At 51.9% G+C, this 24162-nt stretch carries 16 protein-coding genes, 1 tRNA gene and 3 rRNA genes; 14 read left to right on the top strand and 6 right to left on the bottom strand.

Features of this window, described 5'->3' with window-relative positions:
• The first annotated feature begins 69 nt into the window (after positions 1–69).
• The 4 genes from ABXS88_RS07750 to hmpF all read left to right on the top strand — a co-directional run bounded on the left by ABXS88_RS07750 (position 70) and on the right by hmpF (position 8440).
• Positions 70–5940, top strand: coding sequence for an FG-GAP-like repeat-containing protein (locus tag ABXS88_RS07750; RefSeq protein ID WP_353674603.1), 5871 nt, complete (start codon positions 70–72; stop codon positions 5938–5940).
• A gap of 197 nt (positions 5941–6137) precedes the next feature.
• On the top strand, positions 6138–6404 hold the full coding sequence (locus ABXS88_RS07745; protein WP_353674602.1) for a hypothetical protein: 267 nt from the start codon (positions 6138–6140) through the stop codon (positions 6402–6404).
• On the top strand, positions 6401–6571 hold the full coding sequence (locus tag ABXS88_RS07740) for a hypothetical protein (RefSeq protein WP_353674601.1): 171 nt from the start codon (positions 6401–6403) through the stop codon (positions 6569–6571). Before ABXS88_RS07745 ends, ABXS88_RS07740 begins: the two co-directional genes overlap by 4 nt.
• Positions 6572–6823: 252 nt before the next feature.
• Entirely contained in the window at positions 6824–8440 is a 1617-nt protein-coding gene (hmpF, locus tag ABXS88_RS07735; protein WP_353674600.1) for a pilus motility taxis protein HmpF, read from the top strand.
• A 42-nt stretch (positions 8441–8482) separates the two neighbouring features.
• On the opposite strand, the gene ABXS88_RS07730 is transcribed toward hmpF, so the two are convergent.
• Entirely contained in the window at positions 8483–10057 is a 1575-nt protein-coding gene (locus ABXS88_RS07730) for a photosystem II high light acclimation radical SAM protein (protein ID WP_353674599.1), read from the bottom strand.
• Between the two features lie 321 nt (positions 10058–10378).
• Here ABXS88_RS07730 and ABXS88_RS07725 point away from each other — a divergent pair, with 321 nt between their 5' ends.
• Positions 10379–10762: a DUF1830 domain-containing protein gene (locus ABXS88_RS07725; protein ID WP_353674598.1), complete on the top strand. Its 384-nt coding sequence runs from the start codon at positions 10379–10381 to the stop codon at positions 10760–10762.
• A gap of 137 nt (positions 10763–10899) precedes the next feature.
• Here ABXS88_RS07725 and ABXS88_RS07720 read toward each other — a convergent pair whose 3' ends face one another.
• Complete coding sequence (locus tag ABXS88_RS07720; protein WP_353674597.1) at positions 10900–11811, bottom strand: DUF4253 domain-containing protein; 912 nt, start codon at positions 11809–11811, stop codon at positions 10900–10902.
• Between the two features lie 302 nt (positions 11812–12113).
• Between ABXS88_RS07720 and ABXS88_RS07715 the strand changes: the two genes are divergently transcribed.
• The 4 genes from ABXS88_RS07715 to rrf all read left to right on the top strand — a co-directional run bounded on the left by ABXS88_RS07715 (position 12114) and on the right by rrf (position 17053).
• Positions 12114–13601: ribosomal RNA gene (locus ABXS88_RS07715) — 16S ribosomal RNA — on the top strand.
• 149 nt (positions 13602–13750) lie between these two features.
• Positions 13751–13824, top strand: a tRNA-Ile gene (locus tag ABXS88_RS07710).
• 170 nt (positions 13825–13994) lie between these two features.
• A 23S ribosomal RNA gene (locus tag ABXS88_RS07705) occupies positions 13995–16873 on the top strand.
• Between the two features lie 62 nt (positions 16874–16935).
• Positions 16936–17053, top strand: a 5S ribosomal RNA gene (gene rrf / locus ABXS88_RS07700).
• Together the 16S, 23S and 5S rRNA genes with 1 tRNA gene alongside form the textbook arrangement of a ribosomal RNA operon.
• Before the next feature lie 82 nt (positions 17054–17135).
• Here the strand turns inward: rrf and ABXS88_RS07695 are convergent.
• The 4 genes from ABXS88_RS07695 to ABXS88_RS07680 all read right to left on the bottom strand — a co-directional run bounded on the left by ABXS88_RS07695 (position 17136) and on the right by ABXS88_RS07680 (position 19468).
• Positions 17136–18008 (bottom strand): S-methyl-5'-thioadenosine phosphorylase, encoded by an 873-nt coding sequence (locus ABXS88_RS07695; protein WP_353674596.1) that lies wholly within the window; start codon positions 18006–18008, stop codon positions 17136–17138.
• A 71-nt stretch (positions 18009–18079) separates the two neighbouring features.
• Positions 18080–18403: a Grx4 family monothiol glutaredoxin gene (grxD, locus tag ABXS88_RS07690; RefSeq protein WP_353674794.1), complete on the bottom strand. Its 324-nt coding sequence runs from the start codon at positions 18401–18403 to the stop codon at positions 18080–18082.
• A 100-nt stretch (positions 18404–18503) separates the two neighbouring features.
• Positions 18504–18761, bottom strand: a complete 258-nt coding sequence (locus ABXS88_RS07685) for a BolA/IbaG family iron-sulfur metabolism protein (RefSeq protein WP_353674595.1) — start codon at positions 18759–18761, stop codon at positions 18504–18506.
• Between the two features lie 80 nt (positions 18762–18841).
• Entirely contained in the window at positions 18842–19468 is a 627-nt protein-coding gene (locus ABXS88_RS07680) for a hypothetical protein (RefSeq protein ID WP_353674594.1), read from the bottom strand.
• 95 nt (positions 19469–19563) lie between these two features.
• Here ABXS88_RS07680 and ABXS88_RS07675 point away from each other — a divergent pair, with 95 nt between their 5' ends.
• The 5 genes from ABXS88_RS07675 to ABXS88_RS07655 are packed head-to-tail and all read left to right on the top strand — an operon-like array spanning position 19564 to position 24156.
• Positions 19564–20625 carry a mannose-1-phosphate guanylyltransferase gene (locus tag ABXS88_RS07675; RefSeq protein WP_353674593.1) on the top strand — a complete coding sequence of 354 codons (1062 nt, stop codon included), beginning with the start codon at positions 19564–19566 and terminating at the stop codon, positions 20623–20625.
• A gap of 5 nt (positions 20626–20630) precedes the next feature.
• On the top strand, positions 20631–22280 hold the full coding sequence (locus ABXS88_RS07670) for an AarF/ABC1/UbiB kinase family protein (RefSeq protein WP_353674592.1): 1650 nt from the start codon (positions 20631–20633) through the stop codon (positions 22278–22280).
• 56 nt (positions 22281–22336) lie between these two features.
• A complete protein-coding gene (locus ABXS88_RS07665; RefSeq protein WP_353674591.1) occupies positions 22337–22516 on the top strand; it encodes a hypothetical protein in 180 nt (59 codons plus the stop codon).
• 13 nt (positions 22517–22529) lie between these two features.
• The gene (locus ABXS88_RS07660; protein ID WP_353674590.1) at positions 22530–23570 is read left to right on the top strand and encodes a DUF3326 domain-containing protein; all 1041 of its coding nucleotides are present in this window, start codon (positions 22530–22532) and stop codon (positions 23568–23570) included.
• Between the two features lie 4 nt (positions 23571–23574).
• A complete protein-coding gene (locus tag ABXS88_RS07655; RefSeq protein ID WP_353674589.1) occupies positions 23575–24156 on the top strand; it encodes a CPBP family intramembrane glutamic endopeptidase in 582 nt (193 codons plus the stop codon).
• The last annotated feature ends 6 nt before the right edge of the window (positions 24157–24162 follow it).

Here is a 24162-nt window from a genome sequence, read left to right as displayed (position 1 = left end):
CTTTGATATACGAGTTTATACTGAATACTGCGAGTCTAAAGTAAATATATTTATTGAAGCGTTTATATCATGCCGGACTTCACCGACCTAGGTAACCTCAATCTAAGCAACGTGGCATATAGCTCGGTGGCGTGGGGCGACTACGACAACGACGGCGATCTGGATGTTCTTCTCACGGGAAAGGAAGGCGGGCGTGTCGCCAAGGTCTTCCGCAATGACAGCGGCTCGTTCACCGACATCAATGCCAGCCTGACGGCGGTTTATAGCGGTGCTGTGGCCTGGGGAGACTACGACAAAGACGGCGACCTCGACATTCTGTTGACGGGAAACTCCAGCGGAGGACGGATCGCCAAAGTCTACCGGAATGACAGCGGCTCGTTTAGTGATATCAACGCGAGTTTGGTGGGAGTTAGCTCAGGTGGTGGCCGGACTGTGGCCTGGGGTGACTACGACAACGACGGCGACCTCGACATCGTACTAACCGGTTCGGTGAGCTTGGGAAACTACACATCGCGCATCTATCGTAATGACAGCGGTAGCTTCACCGATATCAGTGCTAGTTTAACTGCCGTTGGCAACAGTGCTGTCGCGTGGGGTGACTACGACGCCGACGGCGATCTCGACCTCCTCTTGGCTGGCAGTAGCGCGAGCGGCAGCATTGCCCGCATCTATCGAAACAATGCGGGAACCTTCAGTGATATTTCCGCCGGCCTGACGGGTGTCGATTTTGCTTCTGCCGCCTGGGGCGACTACGATAACGACGGCGATCTCGACCTCCTCTTGGCTGGCAATACCGGGAGCAGCAGAATTGCTCGCATCTATCAAAACAACGCAGGCACCTTCAGTGACATTTCCGCCGGCCTGACGGGTGTCGATTTTGCTTCTGCCGCCTGGGGCGACTACGACAACGACGGTGATCTCGACCTCCTCCTCACAGGACGAGCTGGCACAGGCGTGGGCACGAAAATTTCCAAAATCTACAAAAATACCGGCGGCACCTTCACGGAAATTTCCGCTTCGGGGCTGACCGGCGTGTATGATGGCTCGGTGGCCTGGGGTGATTACGACAACGACAGCGATCTCGATATTCTACTGACAGGCGATGCTGGCTCATTCAATCGCATCACTCGCGTTTTCCAAAACACAACGGCCACGCCGAACACGCCACCCACGGCACCGACTGGACTCTCAGTCACCTGGCCGTCACTGACCAGTGTTGTCTTGACTTGGAACGCTCCCACGGATACCCAAACCCCCACTAATGGACTGAGCTACAACCTCCGGGTCGGCACCACGCCGGGCGGTAGTGATGTGGTGGGGCCGATGGCTCTTAGTAACGGCAAGCGCACTGTTGCTGTATCTGGCACCGTCGAAACCACTACCTGGGTGCTTAACGGACTGACACCAGGCCAGCAATACTACTGGAGCGTGCAGGCGATCGACTCTGCCTTCGCTGGCTCGGCCTTTGCCACTGAATCAAGCTTCACCCAGCCGCAGTTTACCGATCAGGGCAGTCTCGGGCTTGTTGGAGGAATCAGAGGTTCGGCGGTCTGGGGCGATTACGACAACGATGGCGACCTCGACGTCCTATCCACCGGTTTTATCAACAGCAGTGGTTTCTCACAGGTCTTTCGTAATGACGGCGGCACCTTCGTCGATATCTCGGCCAACCTTGTTCAGATGGCCAACGGTTCAGCGGCCTGGGGCGATTACGACAACGACGGCGATCTCGACATCCTCCTTACCGGACGCGATCCCAGCAACAATTCGATCTCGAAGGTGTACCGCAACGACAACGGCACTTTTATCGACATTGCCGCTCCTCTTCCAGGCGTCCGCTACAGTTCGGTGGCCTGGGGAGACTACGACAACGACGGCGACCTCGATATCTTGCTAACTGGGCGCACTGTTAGTGCTCCTGCTACCGGCATCACGCGCATCTACCGCAACGACGGCAGTGACAACTTCACGGATAGCTCTGCCCCGCTTCCGGGTGTGGGTTTTGGATCGACAGCTTGGGGCGATTACGACAACGATGGCGATCTCGATATCTTGCTCACAGGCACCAATACCTCCGGCAGTCGGATTTCCCGCATCTATCGCAACGACGGCAACGGCAGCTTTTCCGACATCTCCGCGGCGCTGCTCCAACTGAATAACTCCTCTGTAGCCTGGGGCGATTACGACAACGACGGCGACCTCGACATCCTCCTCAGCGGCCAAGACGGGGGAGGTGTACTACGCAGCCTAGTCTACCGCAATGATGGTGGGGGGAGTTTCCAAGACATCTCCGCCGGACTGACGGGAGTTTTTTACGGTGCCGTGGCCTGGGGAGACTACGACAACGACGGCGACCTCGACATCCTCCTCACCGGACGCACCCAAGCCTCTGCGCGCATTACGCGTATCTATCGCAATGACAGCGGCACCTTCACGGACATCTCCACCAACGTTACCGGAGTGGATCTGAGTTCCGTGGCCTGGGGAGACTATGACAACGACAACGACCTCGACATTCTCCTATCGGGCCGCGACGGAGGGAGCAATACCATTGCCCGCGTCTTCAAGAACGACGCCCCCGTCCAGAATACCCGACCCATCGCACCTACGGGCCTGACGGTGAACGTCCTATCGCCGACCAGCGTTGAGTTGACTTGGACCGCTCCCACGGATACCCAGACCCCCACCAACGGGCTGAGCTACAACCTCCGGGTCGGCACTACAGCGGGCGCGCAAGATGTTTTGGCCCCGATGTCATTGAATACAGGCCTGCGTAACATCGCCCAGCGTGGCCTAGTGCAGACGACTACCTGGACTTTGACGGATCTCACGCCGGGACAGCTATATTACTGGAGCGTTCAGGCAATTGATACGGCCCTAGTTGGCTCTGTTTTTGCAACTGAGACTATGTTTGTAAGCGTAGATCCAGGGGTGAGCATCACCCAGACTGATGGCACTACAGTGCTGGCCGAGGGAGGGGCAACGGATACTTATACGGTAGTTCTGAATTCTCAGCCGACGGCAAACGTTACTATCGCCATAACTCCTGACAGTCAGAGTACAACCAGTCCCACATCCCTAGTCTTTACACCGCAGAATTGGAACATTGCCCAGACAGTCACAGTAACAGCGGTGAATGACAATATTGCAGAAGGGAATCACAACAGCACCATCCAACACACCGCCACGAGTAGCGATGGGAACTACAACGGCATCAGTATTAGTTCGCTAACAGCCAGCATTACAGACAGTGCCAACACCCCCTCTGTCACCAATTCCACGACCAATGAAGACACCCAAACCACTACGGGTCTGGTAATTTCCCGAAACGCTGTAGATGGAGCAGAGGTCACCCACGTCAAAATCACCAATATCACCAATGGCATCCTGTTTTTTAATGATGGCACGACGGTGATCTCCAACGGTAGCTTCATCACCATTGCCCAGGCAAATGCAGGACTCAAGTTCACTCCTAACACCAACTTCTTTGGTAGTGGCAGCTTTGATGTTCAAGCCTCCACCTCCAACTCGGAGACGGGACTGGGGGGGGACGTTATAACAGCAACGATTACTGTTAATCCCGTCAATGATGGCCCTATTTTTAACCTAGGGAGTAATCAAACCGTCAACGAAGATGCCGGAGTCCAAACTGTCACTAGCTTTGCCACCAATATTTCGACCGGCCCAGCGAATGAATCCGGGCAAACATTAACCTTCAATGTCAGCAATAACAACAATAGCTTATTTTTAGTACAACCCGCCATTGATGCATCGGGAAATCTAACCTACACGCCAGCAGCTAATGCTAACGGCAGTGCAACAGTAACCGTACAACTACAGGATAACGGCGGAACCGCCAATGGTGGCGTTGATACTTCAGGCCCTCAGACCTTCACCATCACGGTCAATGCCGTTAATGATGCACCCAGCTTTACAGTAGGAGCCAATCAAACCGTCAATGAAGATGCCGGAGCCCAAATCGTCAATACGTTTGCCACTAATATTTCGACCGGCCCAGCGAATGAATCCGGGCAAACATTAACCTTCAATGTCAGCAATAACAACAATAGCTTATTTTTAGTACAACCCGCCATTGATGCATCGGGAAATCTAACCTACACGCCAGCAGCTAATGCTAACGGCAGTGCAACAGTAACCGTACAACTACAGGATAACGGCGGAACCGCCAATGGTGGCGTTGATACTTCAGGCCCTCAGACCTTCACTATCACGGTCAATGCCGTTAATGATGCACCCAGCTTTACAGTAGGAGCCAATCAAACCGTCAATGAAGATGCCGGAGCCCAAATCGTCAATACGTTTGCCACTAATATTTCGACCGGCCCAGCGAATGAGTCAGGACAAACCCTAACCTTCAATGTCAGCAATAACAACAATAGCTTATTTTTAGTACAACCCGCCATTGATGCATCGGGAAATCTAACCTACACGCCAGCAGCTAATGCTAACGGCAGTGCGACAGTCACCGTCACCCTGAGTGATAACGGCGGAACCGCCAATGGTGGCGTTGATACTTCAGCCTCCCAAACCTTCACCATCACGGTCAATGCCGTCAATGATGCACCGAGTTTTAACCTAGGGGGTAATCAAACCGTCAACGAAGATGCGGGAGCCCAGACCGTCACTGTCTTTGCCACCAATATTTTGACCGGCCCAGCAGATGAGTCAGGGCAGACCCTAACCTTCACGCTCAGCAATGACAACAACGGGTTATTCTTGGCCCCACCGACAATCGATCCAAGCACAGGAAATTTAACCTACACCCCAGCGGCCAATGCCAACGGCAGTGCCACCGTGACGGTCGCCTTGAGTGATAACGGTGGAATCGCCAATGGAGGGGTCGATACTTCAGGCCCTCAGACCTTCACTATTACTGTCAATTCCGTCAATGATGCACCAAGTATTACCAGTGGGGCAACGGCCAGCATTGCGGAGAATAGCCCCGTCTCGACGGTGATTTACACAGCGACAGCAATCGACCCTGACACCACGCCCCCGAACAATACCCTCAGTTTTAGTCTGAGTGGGACAGATGCAAGTCTCTTTACCATCGACTCTGATGATGGGGAAGTCCGTCTGAAAAATCCTGCTAACTTTGAAATAAAGAACAGTTACAGCATAGATGTTGTTGTCACTGATGGCGGCAATCCGGCCCTTTCAGATACCAAGGCTGTCACGATTCAAGTTCTAGATGTTACGGAAGGGGTTACGACTCCCAATCGAGACTCCATCAACACTGGCCCTGGGAATGACGTTGTGATCACCAGCCTCGATAACTTACGCCAACGGGACAGCATCAATGGCGGTACCGGCAACGACACTCTTGTCTTGAATGGCCCTGGTGATTCTACTCCCTTAAAAATTAACCTCAGCAACGCTTCCCAAGTACTGGTTCAACCTAACTTTATTGGACTGCCCATTCCTTTCCTCTTTTTCCCCGTTCCTTGGAGTCAATCCTCCGTTAAGGGTTTTGAGAATGTGGATGCCAGTGGTTTTACTGGAGCTCTCAACCTGACCGGCAGCAACCTGAGTCAGACCCTCAAGGGAGGGAGTGGCGCAGACCGCATCTTTGGCTTAGGAGGAGATGACCTCATCGATGGTGGCACCGGAGCCGATGAACTAACGGGAGGTCTAGGTAATGATTTGATTTACCTCGGCAATGACACAGTCAGGGATAGGGTGTATTACAGTGCTGGGGATGGAACGGATACGGTGTTCCAGTTTAACCGAGCCAATGACCAGATCATCTTCAGTGGCATCGTCAACATCAATGTGCAGACAGTGGGGAGTAATACGCAGTTCCAAGACCAGGCCAACAATTTGCTGATGACGCTGACGGGAACTACTGGTTTTACCTCAGCAGATGTCGAGGCCAGCCTAACCGGGAGCAACTTTACTTTTCTGCCACCCCTGCCGTAGAAGGTAAGAGCTGATTAATGACATCTCACACAAAATCTCTGAAGCCCAACTACACAACTGACTCCTTGTTCTACGCGGCAGCACAGTTCAAACGGACTGCGTCACCTACTATGGACGGCCCAGTGACCCCAGCGGCCTGACCTTTGGGAATAGTGTATTCGCCAGTAATAACGCCAGCTACAGTCCTCGCCTGGGAGATGCTAACTGGCAGTGAGGCCGGGGCCGGCAATAGCATTGTCAACGCTTTTGAAAACTCTAGTGAGGCCAATCATCTCTTAGCCGGATTGAGCCTAGAGCAGAAAATGAATCAAGTCTTCCAGTTCTCCTTTAACCATAATGCTGACCCAGGGGGTTTGGCCTTTTGGAGCAACGCTGTCAAAAATGGTTTATCGTTGGCGCAGTTTGCCTTGGAAATTGCGCTGGGGGCCCAAGATGACGACATCGTTATCCTACAGAACATTTGATAAGCAATGCCATCGATACGCCCCTAGAACGCCAGGCCACCTTTACCCCGGCCAATGAGGTCTTTGGTCGCAATTGGTTAAAACCCTTTGGTGATACTAGTGCGTCTTTCTATGCCGCCGAAACGGCCCTGGCCCAGTTTGTGGCCGATCCAAGTGGGGTTTTCTAGAGTAACAACAATTTGACTTGAGCTTCTGTCAGACCTCCCAGATAGTTTTGGCGAGGTTTGATCCTGTTCGGGACAATTGAAACTAGAGAACTCTCTACATAACCCTTACTCTGGTAGGCTTTTGGCACCTAGCGCTAGGAGGGCCTGAAAGACCAGCGTAAACGAAACTTATCCCATCCCTTGTTCATTACCACCCTGTTATGATGTATATGGTTATTAGCCCACCTGCTCGACCTATCAGGATTGCATCTCGTGCTGTATTTAGCAGAAGTCAAAAAGCAAAATCGCAACTTTCTTGGGGGTATTAAAACCGATCTTAAGCTCCTTGCCTGTCAACACAGCGACCAGACCTGGAGTGCCCTCCCCAGCGAAGAAATTTTTGCCACAGAGGAGATGGAGGCAGCCAATGAAGGAACGCTATGGGTTCTCAATTTAACCAACAATCGTCAACTCCAGGGCCGGCCAGATGTTGCCGCCCCAGAGTTAGTCCGTCAACTGCAAAAGCTTTCCCGCTTATCGGAAAAATTGAAAGACCAGCAGGATGAGATCGAGCGTTGGAAGCAATCCCTGACCTATCAAAGTCAAGAACTGTCCCGGCGGGAAATGGAAATTGAGGCCCGGGAAGCAGAGGCGGAAGAAAAAGAAGTTGAACTAACCCAAGTTGAGCGACAAAAGTACGAAGTAGAGCAGGCCTGGAATCGTCTAGAAAGTGAACGAGAAAATCTCCAATCCCTCCAACGGAGTTTTGGCCCCCTACTCCAGACCCAACCCGAGTATTTAGAACAACTCCAATCCCTACTACAGCGCCTCACTGTTAGTCCTGATGTATTTCCTCGTCTGTATCAGGCCCTCTCCCAGTCCCAGCAGTTCACCCAGCAACATCAAGAACGTTTTAATAGTTGCTGGCAGGAGTTAGACCAGTGCCGCCAACAACTGGCTAAGCAAGAGGGGGAACTTCACCAAGGTCGTGAGATTTTAGCGCTACACCATCAAGAGCTGAGTACAGCCGATGACGAGCTGGAAAAAGCTAAATTACAACTCATCCTTGAGCAGAATGTTCTTAGCAATCAACAACAATTGCTCAGCCATTGGAATACGGAAATTCAATCCGTGGAAGCCCTACAAGCAACTCTCTATCGCCTAGCAACGGGGAGCGTCGAAGGAGGAGAGAGCAAAATTGATCTTCAACACCTAGAACAAATTCCCTTGGGTGAGTTGGAGGAGTTGGTTAAGCAGTTACAATCGGACCTAGATAAAATTGTTCGCTTTGTCAATGATCAGGAAGAAGAGTTGACAATGCAGTGCGAGACGGTGGATGAACTCCAGGCCAAATTAGCTCAGGCCGATGACTACGAGCGTCTTACCGTTGAAGAGGAACTAGCCGAAGAGCAGGAACGGAAACGTATGCTCGATGAAACTTTGGTCGGCCAACGTCGCAACCTTAAAGAACGCCAAGATATCCTCATTCAACACTTGCGCGTTCTGCGTCGTCGCCAGGGCATTGTCGATCTCGAAAATATGCTTCCCAATATTAATCTGGATCCTGCCATTGCTCAGCTCGAGGGCCGTAAAACAAAATTGGTGGAAGAACGCAACAAACTAGAAGCTCATCTGCAAAGCCTACGGGACAGCCTCTCCCATATTCAAGGAATGGTTCAGCACCTGGAACAAGACCACAAACAAAAACACCAAACTCTAGAGCGGGAGGAACAACGCCTGCGTCAACTAGAACAAGACGTGGCCCAAGTACAAGCAAAAGTACAACTTTACGAAAGAATTTTGCAACCCCTCCAGAGTCAACTTGATAGCCTTAAACCCCAAGTAGACTGTCTGACGGATCTCTTGGATCGTCGTAACAGTATCTACTAGCCTCTGTCATCGTGACTCTATTGTAAATATGACTGTATTGGCCTAGCGTTGGGCCAGAACCGGTTGAGGCATAGGGCCTTCAATGGGCGCACTCAGGGCCGCTTCCAGATCGGCAACACCCAAGCGAGCTTCTAGAATAGCTAAAACTTCCCGGCCAAAATCATTGGGATTACTGCGCCAGGCCGCTAAACAGACTTCTCCAAAGAAGGAGCCCAGGGGTTCGGGATTCCAGAGGAGTTTCTTGGCGGTCCAAGGCATGAGGCTCATCGGGTTGTAGCCCGGCTTTAAAATGTCGTTAGCCAAGGCGTACTCTTCTAAGTGGGTATGGGGTTGCAGGCCAATGAAAAAGATAGCCGGTTCGACCTTATCCGCTCCAAAAATTCGTTCTAACTCTCGGTGATAGGCAATGGTTTGACGAATGGTCTCAAAGCTTTCATCAATGACATTGAAGGAATAATTCACGGAAACCAGGTCTTGGAAACCGGCGCTCCTGAGGTCACGGCAATTCTGTAACACGGTGCGGAGATTGTAGCCCATCCGCATTTTCCGCACCAGGGACTGGGAGCCGCTAGTGATCCCAATTTCAAAATAATTCATCCCGGTTTGCACCATCTGGTCACAGAGACGCGGCGTGAGGTTATCCGCACGGATATAGGCGGCCCAGTGAATATCTTTCATTCCCGAGGCCAGAATCGCTTCCAGGAGTTCCTCCACATCTGCCATAAATTTTTTGGCCGGGATAAACTGGGCATCGGTAAACCAAAAATTGCGAATGCCCCGTTCGTATAGCTGGCGCATTTCCTTCACCACTTCCTCCGCAGGATTAACCCGTACCTGCTTTCCTTCCACCACCGTGTAGACACAGTAGCAACAATTGTGGGGACAGCCCCGTTTCGTCTGCACCCCAATGTAAAAATCATTGCTTTGGAGATAGTAATCAAAGGCCGGCCAAATCTGGCTGATGTAGTCGTAGTTGCAGGCCGTTTTGACAAAAGGCGTTGGTTCTTCGTGAATCAGGCGAGCACGGGGAGTCTGTTCCCCCACCACATAGCACCGCTCCCCAGAAAAATCCTGATTCCTAAGTAGTTTTTCCAGTAGGGTTTCGCCTTCACCCACTGAAACAATGGTGCCCTTGGGTAACTGGGTTTTTAATTGTTCGTAGAAAACACTAACTGCGCCACCGCCAACAATGACCTGGGTTTGGGGATCGTAGCGCCGGGCCCGCTGTAAACCTCGACGAATGAGTCCCAGGTTTCGCCATAGTTCACCATAGTACGCACTTGTCACCTTCAGCCCCCCCAGGGCCCCCCGTAGCTTAATCAGGGGGTTTTTTGCGTAGTAAAATTCAAAGGCATTTTGGAGGGGGTTGCCCCCCCGGCCACCAACAGGGGCGTAAATTTGGATATCTCGCCAGGAAAAAACGAGCAAAGTAGGGCGGAACTCGTCAATGCACTGGTCTAGAGCGGTGTTAAAGTCAAGGGGGGGAACCGTTCCTAGATCAAAAATGCGTTGCTCCAGGGCCGGAAATTGCTTATGGACATGATCGGCTAGGTAAACAACGCCAATGGGAAAGATGGGATTGCAAGGAAGACGGACGTAGAGAATGCGCTGAGCCATGGCCAGAATGACGAAGGAGCGGAGGGAATTTTTCCATTAACAATTGTAATATATCTTAAATTTTTGAAGAATTTCCGGCTTGCTCCCAGGCATCTTCACACACAGAGGAAGATACAGTAAGCTGCAAAAAGAGCCTAAAAATACAAAAATGAAGCAAAAAGAGTGTGTTTTAAAGCTTTAATTCTCCAGAGATAGATTTTCCTCTTTCTGCGGAGGCAGTCAAAAGAATTGATTGTAATTATCTTTACAGCCAATGGGGATCAGCCAATGCTAGCTTAGGAGGGTCATGAAAATATTGTTTAATAAACCGCCTAATCTCCCATGTCTCAGATTCTCGACCCGCTCCCCCAAGATCAAAAAGCTTCGTTATTGTGCTGTTATGTGAATGCCACTAGCCAAATTCAGATCGCCCGCATTACTAACATTGAAAATTGGTATTTCGAGCGAGTCGTGTTTCCGGGTCAGCGTTTAGTCTTTGAGGCCCTCCCTCAAGCTCAACTCGAAATTCACTCTGGTATGATGGCTAGTTCCATACTGTCGGATATAATTCCCTGTGAGCGTTTGAGCGTCAATAACAGCCTGGAAGAAGAGGCTGATAGCGCTCTACCACGGTCTGGTCAGGATAGCCGGCCCTCATCTTCGGATAATTTCCGCTCTCCTCTGGAAACAGCCGCTTCCACAAAGGAAAAAGTTATTTTGGCCTAGTTGGTCTAAGTCTTTTACTTAGTCCCCTTTTGAGAGGGAAACCCTGAATATTAGTCTGACTCAAGACCAAGCTTTAGAGACAAGTTGTATGCCGGGGACTGTTCGCCAGCGTCCAGACAACCGCCCAAAGGGCCTTTTCAAGGCCGTTCGTGAAGAAACCAATGGTCTACCGTCATCAAAGCCCGAGCGTGATCCCTTAAGGAAACGCCAGGTAAAAGCGTTGTACAAGGGGCCAAAGCTTCCTGTTCCCAGGCCAGTTGAAAGGCCGCTGTTGGAGACTGGGGGCGACGTTTAACCCGGAACTGAAGCATCGTACCGTAATGGCAAACCAGTTCTGCACCGTATTGCCGATACCAGTGCTCTAAAAAACGAATCGCCATGGAGGTGCCACAGGTGCAAGCCCCATACCAGTGGAGATAGGCCAAGGTGTCCCAGCTATTGGGGGTCGGTAACAAAAGTACCGGTGTCAATGGACTCGAGCTACTAAACCAGTCCAAATAGTCGAGGTAATCGGGGGCCATCACTCGTGACACTTCAAAAGCATCCTGTTCCCATTGCCATAGCCACTGTTCTAGGTCAACTCTAGACTGTATCTGTCCTTGATCAATCAATGCTGTTACTTCAGACGGATCTGGACTTTGGCCGTACCGCCGCCGGGTCAGTTCTAAGGCATCGGCAACTGACGTTTCCAAATACTCTGTCTCCGCTTGTCTCCGCTCCCGCAAGTAGGATTCCCTGGACTGCCCATCGGCCTGTGCAATGATGGCCCTGGGACTAACATCGGCTAATCTTCCTTGACTTTTCTCCTCCTGGTAGTAAAAACGAGAAAAGAAATCCTCCTCTCCCCAACTCTCCGTGATTACTGGATAATACTGTGTCTGCTCAACCCCTGCGTATAGCCGTTGCCATACCTCCAAGGCCTGAGGCGGATCAACTTCTAGAATTAGCGCGACGTGATCGGACGCGGGGATAGATAGCCGTCGCAGGGAAGTCAAAGCTTGGGGATAAACAGATAACTGCTGGGAAATCCAAGGCACTAAATCATCCATCTCAAAAGCTGTAACGCTTACTGCGAAGGGATTTTAGGGAAGAATGGAAAAAAGATGAGTGAAGGGGGTTGACTTTTGGTTGGGGTGTTAGTTATGATAGCTAAGCGCGGTTGAGAGCGAAAGCGAAACGCGCCCCGAACCTAGAAAAATCAATAGTTTGAAAGAAGTAAACCAGACCCTTGTTATTCAAGTAACTAAACAAAGAAGTCTAGTTGCTTGGCAAAGAGTATAACTCAGAGTCAAGGAATTAGCAAGCAAAAGAAGCCAAGAGAACTCACAAGTTGGTTTTTTTGAAGAAAAAAACAATGGAGAGTTTGATCCTGGCTCAGGATGAACGCTGGCGGTATGCCTAACACATGCAAGTCGAACGGTCACTTCGGTGATAGTGGCGGACGGGTGAGTAACGCGTGAGAACCTACCTTCTGGATGGGGATAACAGTTGGAAACGACTGCTAATACCCAATGTGCCGAGAGGTGAAAGATTTATTGCCAGAAGATGGGCTCGCGTCTGATTAGCTAGTTGGTGGTGTAAGGGACTACCAAGGCGACGATCAGTAGCTGGTCTGAGAGGATGAGCAGCCACACTGGGACTGAGACACGGCCCAGACTCCTACGGGAGGCAGCAGTGGGGAATTTTCCGCAATGGGCGAAAGCCTGACGGAGCAATACCGCGTGAGGGAGGAAGGTCTTTGGATTGTAAACCTCTTTTCTAGGGGAAGAAGTTCTGACGGTACCCTAGGAATAAGCATCGGCTAACTCCGTGCCAGCAGCCGCGGTAATACGGAGGATGCAAGCGTTATCCGGAATTATTGGGCGTAAAGCGTCCGTAGGTGGTGATACAAGTCTGCCGTCAAAGAGTGGGGCTTAACCCCATAAAGGCGGTGGAAACTGTGTGACTAGAGTTCGGTAGGGGTAGCGGGAATTCCCAGTGTAGCGGTGAAATGCGTAGATATTGGGAAGAACATCGGTGGCGAAAGCGCGCTACTGGGCCGAAACTGACACTGAGGGACGAAAGCTAGGGTAGCGAAAGGGATTAGATACCCCTGTAGTCCTAGCCGTAAACGATGGATACTAGGCGTGGCTTGTATCGACCCGAGCCGTGCCGAAGCTAACGCGTTAAGTATCCCGCCTGGGGAGTACGCACGCAAGTGTGAAACTCAAAGGAATTGACGGGGGCCCGCACAAGCGGTGGAGTATGTGGTTTAATTCGATGCAACGCGAAGAACCTTACCAAGACTTGACATCCCTGGAACCCCAGCGAAAGTTGGGGGTGCCTTCGGGAACCAGGAGACAGGTGGTGCATGGCTGTCGTCAGCTCGTGTCGTGAGATGTTGGGTTAAGTCCCGCAACGAGCGCAACCCACGTTTTTAGTTGCCAGCATTAAGTTGGGCACTCTAGAGAGACTGCCGGTGACAAACCGGAGGAAGGTGTGGACGACGTCAAGTCATCATGCCCCTTACGTCTTGGGCTACACACGTACTACAATGGTCGGGACAACGGGCAGCAAAACCGCGAGGTCAAGCGAATCCCAGCAAACCCGGCCTCAGTTCAGATTGCAGGCTGCAACTCGCCTGCATGAAGGAGGAATCGCTAGTAATCGCAGGTCAGCATACTGCGGTGAATTCGTTCCCGGGCCTTGTACACACCGCCCGTCACACCATGGGAGCTGGTCACGCCCGAAGTCGTTACTCCAACCTTTTAGGAGGAGGACGCCTAAGGCAGGGCTAGTGACTGGGGTGAAGTCGTAACAAGGTAGCCGTACCGGAAGGTGTGGCTGGATCACCTCCTTTAAGGGAGACCTTACCCACTTCATCTCGAAAGCAATCAGTAAATAGAGAGAAGATTGGTCAACCGAAAGGTCGAGCAAGGGGTTAGCCGAAGGGCTAACAGAAAAGGTAAAAATTCTTTCAAACTATAGCTAGGTGCTGGGAAAGGGCGAGGGCTATTAGCTCAGCTGGTTAGAGCGCACCCCTGATAAGGGTGAGGTCTCTGGTTCAAGTCCAGAATGGCCCACCTAACTAGCGTAAAGCCTAGAAAGTGGAAAAGATTCGGCATCCTATCTAAGGAATCGAGAGAGGAATTAGAGGGAATGCTGGATGAAAATCCAGTGAGAACCTTGAAAACTGCATATCGAAAAGAGAAAGCAGGGAAAGTTATTCGCAAGAATAGCAATCCTAAGAAATGGTCAAGCTACAAAGGGCTAACGGTGGATACCTTGGCACACAGAGGCGATGAAGGACGTAGCAACCGACGAAACGCTTCGGGGAGCTGGAAGCAAGCACTGATCCGGAGGTGTCCGAATGGGGAAACCCAGCATACTGCCCGCTGAATAAAATAGGCGGGAAAGAGCGAACCTGGTGAACTGAAACATCTTAGTAGCCAGAGGAAAAGAAAACAAAAAGTGATTCTCTAAGTAGCGGCGAGCGAAAGGGGAAAAGCCTAAACCAATCTTTACGAAGATTGGGGTAGTGGGACAGCAACGTGGACTGTAGAGATTAGACGAAGCAGCTGAAAACTGCACCAAAGGAGGTGAAAGTCCTGTAGTCGAAAGTCAAAACAGCCTAGCTGAATCCCGAGTAGGTTGGAACTCGTGGAATTCCGATTGAATCAGCCAGGACCACCTGGTAAGGCTAAATACTACTGTGTGACCGATAGCGAAAAGTACCGCGAGGGAAAGGTGAAAAGAACCCCGGCGAGGGGAGTGAAATAGAACATGAAACCGTTAGCCTACAAGCAATGGAAGGCTGATTAAACGGCTGACCGTGTGCCTGTTGAAGAATGAGCCGGCGACTTACAGGTTGTGGCAGGTTAAGGTGTTATGCACTGAAGCCAAAGTGAAAGCGAGCCTGAAGAGGGCGATAGTCACAATTTGTAGACCCGAACCCGGGTGATCTAACCATGGCCAGGATGAAGCTTGGGTAATACCAAGTGGAGGTCCGAACCGACTAATGTTGAAAAATTAGCGGATGAGCTGTGGTTAGGGGTGAAATGCCAATCGAACCCGGAGCTAGCTGGTTCTCCCCGAAATGTGTTTAGGCGCAGCGGTTGTAAAGTCAACCTGGGGGGTAAAGCACTGTTTCGCTGCGGGCGGCGAGAGCTGTACCAAAGTGAGGCAAACTAAGAATACCCAGGAAGAAACAACCAGTAAGACGGTGGGGGATAAGCTTCATCGTCAAGAGGGAAACAGCCCAGACCACCAGCTAAGGTCCCCAAATCATCACTAAGTGAGAAAGGAGGTGGGAGTGCATAGACAACCAGGAGGTTTGCCTAGAAGCAGCAATCCTTAAAAGAGTGCGTAATAGCTCACTGGTCAAGCGCTCCTGCGCCGAAAATGAACGGGGCTAAGTGATGTACCGAAGCTGTGGACTCAGATGTGAGTGGTAGGGGAGCGTTCTGTGTAGGGTGAAGCACTAGCGGCAAGCAGGTGTGGACAGCACAGAAGTGAGAATGTCGGCTTGAGTAGCGAAAATATGTGTGAGAATCACATACCCCGAAATCCTAAGGGTTCCTCCGGAAGGCTCGTCCGCGGAGGGTTAGTCAGGACCTAAGGCGAGGCCGAGAGGCGTAGTCGATGGACAACGGTTCAATATTACCGTACTGATTGTAAATTGTAGCGGGGGACGGAGAAGGCTAATGCAGCTAGATGATGGTTACTAGTCCAAGCATTCGAGGCGATGAGGAGCGGTGGAAACGCTCTGAGCGGAGGTGTGATGGGGAGTCTCTACGGAGACGAAGTGCATGATGTCAAGCTTCCAAGAAAAGCCCGGACTACGTTAATTTGCAGTTACCTGTACCCGAAACCGACACAGGTAGGAAGGTAGAGAATACCGAGGGGCGCGAGATAACTCTCTCTAAGGAACTCGGCAAAATGACCCCGTAACTTCGGGAGAAGGGGTGCCTGCGAAAGCAGGTCGCAGTGAATAGGCCCAGGCGACTGTTTACCAAAAACACAGGTCTCCGCAAAGTCGTAAGACGCAGTATGGGGGCTGACGCCTGCCCAGTGCCGGAAGGTTAAGGAAGTTGGTTAGTCTTCGGATGAAGCTAGCGACCGAAGCCCCGGTGAACGGCGGCCGTAACTATAACGGTCCTAAGGTAGCGAAATTCCTTGTCGGGTAAGTTCCGACCCGCACGAAAGGCGTAACGATCTGGGCACTGTCTCGGAGAGAGACTCGGCGAAATAGGATTGTCTGTGAAGATACGGACTCCCTGCACCTGGACAGAAAGACCCTATGAAGCTTTACTGTAGCTTGGAATTGGGTTCGGGCTTTGCTTGCGCAGGATAGGTGGGAGACTAAGAAGTCATCCTTGTGGGGATGATGGAGTCAACGGTGAGATACCACTCTGGTGAGGCTAGAATTCTAACTCATTCCCGTGATCCGGGAAGAGGACAATTTCAGGTGGGCAGTTTGACTGGGGCGGTCGCCTCCTAAAAGGTAACGGAGGCGCGCAAAGGTTCCTTCAGGCTGGTTGGAAATCAGCCGTAGAGTGTAAAAGCAGAAGGGAGCTTGACTGTGAGACTGACAAGTCAAACAGGGACGAAAGTCGGCTTTAGTGATCCGACGGCACTGAGTGGAAGGGCCGTCGCTCAACGGATAAAAGTTACTCTAGGGATAACAGGCTGATCTCCGCCAAGAGTTCACATCGACGCGGAGGTTTGGCACCTCGATGTCGGCTCATCGCAACCTGGGGCGGTAGTACGTCCCAAGGGTTGGGCTGTTCGCCCATTAAAGCGGTACGTGAGCTGGGTTCAGAACGTCGTGAGACAGTTCGGTCCATATCCGGTGTAGGCGTAAGAGTATTGAGAGGAGCCTTCCTTAGTACGAGAGGACCGGGAAGGACGCACCGCTGGTGTACCAGTTATCGTGCCAACGGTAAACGCTGGGTAGCCAAGTGCGGAGTGGATAACCGCTGAAAGCATCTAAGTGGGAAGCCCACCTCAAGATGAGTACTCTCATGGCATAAGCCAGTAAGGTCACGGGAAGACCACCCGTTAATAGGCTCTAGATGGAAGTGTGGTAACATGCGAAGTCGAGGAGTACTAACAGACCGAGGGCTTGACCTCAACATTCTTTCTCTTTTCTATGCAGTCTTGAGGGTCTCTCTTTGTTAGACCCAACCGTCTTTCTTGGTGTATTTAGCGTCATGGCACCACTCCGACCCCATCCCGAACTCGGTTGTGAAACGTGACAGCGGCGACGATACTCTGGGGGTTGCCCCACGGCACAATAGCTCTATGCCAAGATTCCTTATTCCACAACTTAATATCTTCTCAAAAAAGCCTAGTTTTTACATCTAGGCTTTTTACTTTAGATAGTTCTTCGGCGCTATAGGTATTTTTGGAGTAGCAATGCCAATCGCTTCTTGGTCGCGGCAGGCGCCTGGGCCAGCGGGGTTAGAATAGCATTCCGTAGGGCTTGATGCGCCGAGGAACTGGGCGGATTCGCCGCTAAACGTTTCACAGCCTCTTGGATAATTTTTTGGGCGTTTTGGGCATTGTGCTGGAGATTTCCAATCACCATATCGACAGTAACGTGCTCATGGTCGGGGTGCCAACAATCGTAGTCCGTCACCAGGGCCAAGGTTGCGTAGGCAATTTCCGCTTCGCGGGCTAGCTTTGCTTCGGGTAAATTCGTCATCCCAATCACAGTTCCTCCCCAACTACGATATAACTCAGACTCGGCTAAGGTGGAAAAGGCTGGCCCTTCCATGCAGACATAAGTTCCCTCGGTATGAAGATCAATGCCCGGCAGAGTCAGGCTTTCGATGGCTTCGACCAATACCTTGGCTAAATTTTTACAAACGGGATGGCCAAAGGCAATGTGGGCCACAATGCCTTCCCCAAAAAAACTGGAGACGCGATGACGGGTACGGTCAATAAATTGATCGGGAATAACGATATCTAAGGGCTTGACGTTGGCCGTTAGGGAACCGACCGCGGAGGCCGAAATTAAATACTCAACTCCGAGTTGTTTAAAGGCATGGATATTAGCCCGGAAGGGAATTTCCGTGGGCGTCAGGTGATGTCCTTGGCCATGGCGAGCTAAAAAGGCGACGGGGACACCATCGAGTTCTCCCAGAATCATGGCATCGGAGGGCGCCCCAAAGGGGGTTTCCAGGTGGACTTTTCGTATCGATTGCAGGGCCTCCATCTGATAGAGGCCGCTACCACCAATAATGCCAATTTTGGTATGAGTCATGGGGCTAATCTGGGAATAGCAAGATTTTTCCCATCATAGACCGATTTCCTGAGAAAGTTGCAGGTAAAGGCTTAAGAGGCCAGGGCCACTTCTACCATCTGTTGGAGTTCTCCATTTTGGTAGAGTTCAATCAGGATATCGGAGCCGCCCACAAATTCGCCGTTAATATACACCTGGGGAATGGTCGGCCAATTGGAGTACTCCTTAATGCCTTGGCGAATCTCGTAGTCGTCCAGGACGTTAACAGTTTCAAAGGGGACTCCCAGGACATTTAAAATCTGGACAACATTATTAGAAAAGCCACACTGGGGCATGAGTTTTGTTCCCTTCATAAACACCATGATTTTATGTTGCTTAACCAAGGCATCAATGCGAGCTTGTACATCGGGGGTCAGTTCTGGCGTCATCATTCGGTTTAGTAGATCAGTGGATAGATAAGGGTGGAACACCACCATCATTTTAGGAGATGCTTTGAGGCCATCGGGGCCATTTTCTCTAAATGGGTTGCCCTGCTTCGGCCCAGGCATCGGGAGTAAAGGTCTTCAGGGCCAGAGCATGAATTGCTTCACTGGCTAAGGCCGCCTGCAGAGCAACATAGACCATCTGATGTTGTTTAACTCGACTTTGTCCCACAAAGGCTGTAGAAACAACGACGGCCTCTAGGTGATCGCCACCGCCGAGATCCTTGACCCAGACTTCAGCGTCGGGGAGTTGAGACTGGATCATATCCTTAACTTGTTCAAGACTTATCATAGTTATTTTTCAATGCAAAGAGAGAATAGCATAGCTAACAGTTTACCCATAACCGGGTTTTCAGGCGGTTGCGCAGGGCATTATTTAGGCGTAGAGGGTGGGGTGGGGTTCGTTTTATTCGGGAGTGCAAAGGGCGTGGCGACAAAGCCTAACTCGTAGAGTTGTTGATAGGATTTTCTGCCCAATTCCGTGCTGGGGTTTTGGGAACGGATGATTTGAATCAGCAGAGGTACCGCTAATTCCGGTTCATTGGCCGCTCGGTGTACCAGGGCTAAACGGTAGGTGGCTTCGTCCCGGAGTTGGCCGCTTTTGAGGGCATCATTGCGCTGTTCTTCAAATACGGCAGGATTAATGCCTTGAAAACTGTTGGCGAGTTGCAGGTGGAGGTTAGAGAGTTGGTTAAAGATTTTACGGGCCTGCTGAAGTTTCTCTTGGGCTAAGGCGTATTTCTCGCTATTAATGGCCTGGTTGGCCTCTTCCATTAATTTCTGGCCCCCTTTAATGCTCAAAATAGTGTTGCTCTGACCTAGGGGACGTAGCTCATTCGGGTCTTCATCATCAATCGCCGGCGGCAAGGCAGGGCTAGGTTTGGCCTGGGCTTGCAGTAAAGAAAGCGGGAAGTTCTGAGCTGAAGCACTCGGAATTAAAACGCCAGAAAACAGCAATAAATTGCTGATACAAAGCCAATAAGCAGGAAATTTAACCATAAACGTCTAGGGAGTTGGCTTGCTGTCAGCCAGTAAGGGGAATTCTTGGGGTATCTTAACATCAAGGCTTTACCTATTCAGTGCCTTGAGATTGTATGACAGCAAACTTCGTTCCCGTAATTCTGGCGGGGGGTAAGGGAGAACGTTTCTGGCCCCTGAGTCGTCGCCACCGTCCGAAACAATTTCTCTGTTTGGATGGAACGGGCATTAGCCTCCTCCAGGCAACAGCCCAGCGTTTACTGGCCCTAGCGGGAGGCTGGCCCAATCTGTGGGTGATTACGGCGGCCCCCATTGCCTCGGGTATCCGGGAACAATTACCCCAGTTGCCCGATGATAACCTGTTGATTGAACCGGAAGGTCGGGATACGGCCCCAGCAGTAGCCTGGGCTAGTTTAGAAGTGGCTAAACGCTACGGTGACGAGGCGGTTCTAGGCTTTTTTCCTGCGGATCATTGGATTGGAGATCAAGGGGCCTTTGAGCAGACTTTGACCGCTGCTATTGACTTTGCTCAGCAAACCGAGGCGATCGTCACCCTGGGAATTCAGCCGACTCACCCCGCCACCGGCTATGGCTACATTGAACAGGGCCTGGTTCCCAGCAAGTCTGTAGGCCTGTTGGTTTACCCCGTCAGTCGATTTACAGAAAAACCGGATCTAAGCACAGCCGAGGCTTTTATCAAAAGTGGGCGTTACAGTTGGAACAGCGGTATGTTTTTTTTCCGGGCCGGAGTTGTCTTGGCAGAACTAGAACGCCATGCCCCTCAATTACTCCAGGCCCTGCGGGAGCAGGGGGTTGAAGCCTACGGTAGCTTAGAGAAAATTAGTATTGACTACGCCCTGATGGAAAAAACCCAACGAGCCTACGTTTTGCCGGTGAACTTTGGCTGGGATGATCTGGGAGATTGGAATGCCCTGGAACGTCTCTTGCCGGCCCAGGGGGCCAACGTCAATGTGGCCAATCATGTCGCCCAGGAAAGCCAGGGCTGTATTGTCTATGCCAGTGACCCAGGGGAAGTAGTCGTCACCCTCGGACTGGAAGACCTGGTGATTGTCCGGGACGGGAATGTTACCCTGGTGGCCCGGAAAGACCAAACCCAGGCCATTAAAACCGTGCTGAAGCGTCTTGCCCAGGACGACACCTATCAGTCCCTGCTCTAACTCTTATGTTCTCCCTCACGCAGTCCACCGCTCGTCAACGGGAAATTCTGGAAATTGTTTTGGGCAATGGCTGGGACTATATGCGGAGTCTGCTCACGGGGGGTAAGGCCGATGAACCCCAGATCCCGCCCCCGGAAGTTCTTCGTAAAATTCTGGTGGAATTGGGCCCCTTCTTCGTCAAACTAGGGCAATTGCTCAGCACTCGCCCCGACCTCCTGCCCCCGGCCTACATTGAGGCCCTGACGGCCCTCCAGGCCAATGTACCGGCTGTTGCTTGGCCAGCCATCGAAGGCCAGTTGCGCCAACAGTTTTCCCGGCCCCTAGAACAAATTTTTCAAACCATTCAACCCCAGGCCATTGCCGCGGGTTCCATCGGCCAGGTGCATCGGGCCACCCTGCTCTCGGGGGTTGAGGTGGCCCTGAAAGTGCGTCGGCCAGGCATTGAGACCGTTGTCAATCAGGATGCCCTGTTGATCAAGGCCATTGCTGAACTGGTGGGCCTGACAGAATTTGGCCAAATCTACGATGTGGTGAAACTGGCGGAGGAATTTACTCAGACGGTACAGGCGGAACTCAATTTCATGACGGAGGCCCGCTATACCGATACCCTCCGCCGCAACCTGGCCCAGAGTACCTGGTTTGACCCTCAGCAACTGGTCATTCCCCAGGTTTATTGGGAACTAACCTCTGAGCAATTACTGGTCTTGCAATGGTTACCGGGCCGTCCGATTCTGGAGGCCGATTTATCCCAACCGGCCCTGAAAGGCGGGGAAAGCGATCGCAAAAAACAGATCACCACCCTGCTCTTTCGGGTCTTTTTCCAGCAGTTGTACATTGATGGCTTTTTCCACGCCGACCCCCATCCTGGCAATCTTTTCTATCTGGAGGATGGCCGCATTGCCCTGATTGATTGTGGCATGATCGGTCGCCTAGACCCGCGGACTCAACAGCTACTGACGGAAATGCTTCTAGCCATTGTGGATCTCGATGCCCAGCGTTGTAGCCAGCTCACCCTGGAATTATCCGTGGCCGTCAATCGCACGAATTTAGAAAAACTCCGTCTCGACTACGAAGGGATGCTCCGCAAATATTACGACCTGAGCCTAGCGGAATTTAACTTTAGTGAAGTGGTTTATGAAGTTTTGCAGATTGCTCGGGCCAATCGTCTCAAAGTACCAGCTAGCCTGGGTCTTTACGCTAAATGTCTCGCTAACCTTGAGGGGGCCGGCCGCCGCTTTAACCCCGACCTCAATCTCTTTGCCGAAATTAAGCCCCTGATGGCCGACCTCTTCCGACGCCAGTTAGTGGGCACAACCCCGCTCCAGACCACCCTCCGCACGATTCTTGACCTGAAATCCATCTCCCTGCGGACACCCCGCCAGATTGAAGTCTTTCTAGACCGCTTAACCACAGAAACCTTGCAATGGAATCTCCGCCTCCAGGAACTCGACCCTATCCGCCGTAGCTTGGAGCAATCGGCTAATCGGCTTTCCTTTAGCGTCGTGGTGGGGGCCTTGATTATTGGGGCGGCGATTATTTCTACTGGGGCCAATAGTCAGCAGTGGGAAATTGTAGCCAATGTCTTATTTTCGGCTGCGAGCCTACTGGGCCTGTGGCTGGTGATCAGCATTCTGCGTTCGGGCCGCCTCAAGTAGGAAGGGGCCCTTGGCCGTAGACTAGACTTAGCGATTTTTTTAGCACAGGCAAGGCCATGACCACTCATTTCATTACCGCTGAAATTAACCTCCAGGAAAATCCTCTCCAACTCCAGCAGGCCATTGAAGCCGAGTTGGCTAAGCGGGGAGAACCCCTTCGTTGGGCGATCACCGCCGTTGACCCAGAAGACCAAACTGCCACCGTTGAAGCCGTGGTTACGACCCCCTCAGCCTAGACCAGTCGCTGCGGTGAGTTACAACGTTGCCTTAATTATTCCCACGGGTATTGGGGCGGCCCTAGGGGGATTTGCGGGGGATGCCCTGCCCATTGCTCGGGCCTTGAGTCAGGTCTGCGACCATTTGATCACCCATCCCAACGTGATGAATGGGGCCCAGCTTTATTGGCCCATTGCCAATGTACTCTACGTGGAAGGCTATGCCCTCGACCAGTTTGCTAAAGGCCATTGGGGCCTGGCCCCCAGTCGAGGGAATCGTGTAGGCCTAATTTTTGACCAGGGTATTGAGGATGACCTGCGTTACCGTCATCTCCAGGTGGCAGAGGCGACCAGGGCCACCCTAGGCCTAAATTTGACTGACTATGTGATCACCGATAGCCCTCTGAAGGTCGAATTACGCACCTCCGATTCAGGGAGCAGTTGGGGCACCATTGGCAATCCAGGAAGTTTACTCCGCGCCGCTGAATGCCTCATCCGGGAAGCGAAGGCCGAAGCCATTGCTGTTGTGGCCCGTTTTCCCGATGATGTGGATGCGACGGTGCTGAATCAATATCGCCATGGTTCGGGAGTGGATCCCCTCTCGGGCGCCGAAGCAGTGATTTCCCACTTGATTGTGCGACAATTCCAGATTCCCTGCGCCCATGCCCCTGCCCTGGCCCCCCTCCCCCTCGACCCCACTATTTCCCCCAGAGCTTCGGCGGAAGAAATTGGCTATACTTTTTTACCCTGCGTGCTAGTGGGCCTGAGCCGTGCTCCCCAATTTACCGCGCATCCAACCCCGGCCAGTCTCTGGCAACAGGATGTCCAGGCCTTGATTGTGCCAGCCAGTGCCTGTGGCGGCAGTGCTACCCTGAGTTGGGGCCATCGTTCGACCTTGATAATTGCTGTCGAAAATAATACTACCCAACTGCAAGTCTCCCCTGAGGCCCTAGGCATTTCAGCCCTTAGGGTAAACTCTTATCTAGAGGCAGTGGGGGTACTGGTGGCCCATCGGGCCGGATTAAACCTTGACTGCTTCCATCCCCATTTCCCTTCTCTCCAGCACCTAAGCTAACTCTGTGACACCCTCTAACCATTCCAATTTTGACCCCCTGACCCGTACCCAAATTCTGGGGGTGATGGCCATCACGGCGGTTGTGCTGTTGGGAGTGGCCAAGCTCTGGCAACATTTTGGAGACATTCCTTTGCTGTCTTGGCAATTTACTGTCCCGGCGGCCCTCCAGGGTCTGGCCCTTGCCCTAGGTATTGTGCTAGCCAGTGGTGTAGTCTATCGTTGCTGGCCTGCTTACCGTCAGAGTGCCGATAGCTACCTGGAATTGGTGATTAAGCCCCTAGCCTGGCCTGACCTGCTGTGGTTAGGCCTCCTGCCTGGCCTGAGTGAAGAATTGCTATTTCGAGGGATCATGCTACCGGCCCTAGGCCTCAACCTTGGAGCCGTGCTCCTTTCCAGTTTGGTTTTTGGGGTTTTGCATCTGAGTAGTCTGCAACAATGGCCCTATGTGGTGTGGGCCACTATCGTAGGCCTTGCCCTGGGTTATGCGGCCCTGGTGACGGGCAATTTAGCCGTTCCTGTCCTGGCCCATATTGTCACCAATTGGGTCTCCAGTAGCCTCTGGAAATGGAATCATCCGGCCCTGTAGCTTCCT

It is taken from the genome of Synechocystis sp. LKSZ1, from assembly GCF_040436315.1.
GTDB lineage: Bacteria > Cyanobacteriota > Cyanobacteriia > Cyanobacteriales > Microcystaceae > Synechocystis.
Note: the sequence above shows the minus strand (reverse complement) of the source record. Positions and strands in the feature narration are given on the sequence as shown.

Bases quoted from the DNA above. Each gene is read 5' to 3' on its own strand.
- ABXS88_RS07750 (WP_353674603.1), top strand. From the start codon at position 70: ATGCCGGACTTCACCGACCTAGGTAACCTCAATCTAAGCAACGTGGCA.
- ABXS88_RS07745 (WP_353674602.1), top strand. From the start codon at position 6,138: ATGCTAACTGGCAGTGAGGCCGGGGCCGGCAATAGCATTGTCAACGCT.
- ABXS88_RS07730 (WP_353674599.1), bottom strand. From the start codon at position 10,057: ATGGCTCAGCGCATTCTCTACGTCCGTCTTCCTTGCAATCCCATCTTT.
- ABXS88_RS07725 (WP_353674598.1), top strand. From the start codon at position 10,379: ATGTCTCAGATTCTCGACCCGCTCCCCCAAGATCAAAAAGCTTCGTTA.
- ABXS88_RS07720 (WP_353674597.1), bottom strand. From the start codon at position 11,811: ATGGATGATTTAGTGCCTTGGATTTCCCAGCAGTTATCTGTTTATCCC.
- ABXS88_RS07695 (WP_353674596.1), bottom strand. From the start codon at position 18,008: ATGACTCATACCAAAATTGGCATTATTGGTGGTAGCGGCCTCTATCAG.
- ABXS88_RS07685 (WP_353674595.1), bottom strand. From the start codon at position 18,761: ATGATAAGTCTTGAACAAGTTAAGGATATGATCCAGTCTCAACTCCCC.
- ABXS88_RS07680 (WP_353674594.1), bottom strand. From the start codon at position 19,468: ATGGTTAAATTTCCTGCTTATTGGCTTTGTATCAGCAATTTATTGCTG.
- ABXS88_RS07675 (WP_353674593.1), top strand. From the start codon at position 19,564: ATGACAGCAAACTTCGTTCCCGTAATTCTGGCGGGGGGTAAGGGAGAA.
- ABXS88_RS07670 (WP_353674592.1), top strand. From the start codon at position 20,631: ATGTTCTCCCTCACGCAGTCCACCGCTCGTCAACGGGAAATTCTGGAA.
- ABXS88_RS07665 (WP_353674591.1), top strand. From the start codon at position 22,337: ATGACCACTCATTTCATTACCGCTGAAATTAACCTCCAGGAAAATCCT.